Annotated in this window: 1 protein-coding gene; it reads left to right on the top strand. The window is 42.2% G+C overall.

Going from position 1 to position 552, the window contains the following annotated elements; genetic code table 11:
- Nucleotides 1-552 (top strand): transposase (locus tag ACPYKA_RS17185; protein ID WP_479543438.1); only part of this gene is annotated, 552 nt, incomplete at both ends.

Genomic DNA, 552 nt, shown 5'->3' with positions numbered 1-552 from the left:
AAACGTTTCGTTGTATGTGGTGTAGCTTCAATAATCAAAACTTTAAGGTAGAAAGAGAAAATGGTTTATATAAAGTTTCTTTCCCAACACTAGAAAAGCGGGTTGGTGTGCCCGTCGTCTATAAGGACCATCAGCAACGGTGGCTTGACAAACTATTGTCTGGCACGGTTAAACAAGGCGCCGCAGAACTTTTTGAAAAAAGAGGTCGGTGGTTTGTCGCAATCGCCTTGTCCTTTAAAATCGAACAAGAGCAAGCTGATAAAGCTTCATCGAGAACAATGGGCATTGATATCGGATTGCGCCAGCTTGCTGTAGCTACTATTGGAACGACATCTATCTTCTTCCCGGGGAAGGAAATAGCATATCGAAGAAGGCGCTTTGCCTCCCGTAGACGAAAACTTGGGTGCTTGAAGAAACTTGATGCTATTCGCAAATCGAAAAACAAGGAATCTGCCTGGATGAAAGAAACAAACCATAAGATAAGCCGTCAAATTGTCAAATTCGCATTGGAGAACGGTGTTCATCTAATTCGAATGGAAGATTTAACAGGTA

Source organism: Pseudogracilibacillus amylolyticus (SeqCode) (genome assembly GCF_051918545.1).
In the GTDB taxonomy this organism is placed as follows: Bacteria; Bacillota; Bacilli; order Bacillales; family Amphibacillaceae; genus Pseudogracilibacillus.
Note: the sequence above shows the minus strand (reverse complement) of the source record. Positions and strands in the feature narration are given on the sequence as shown.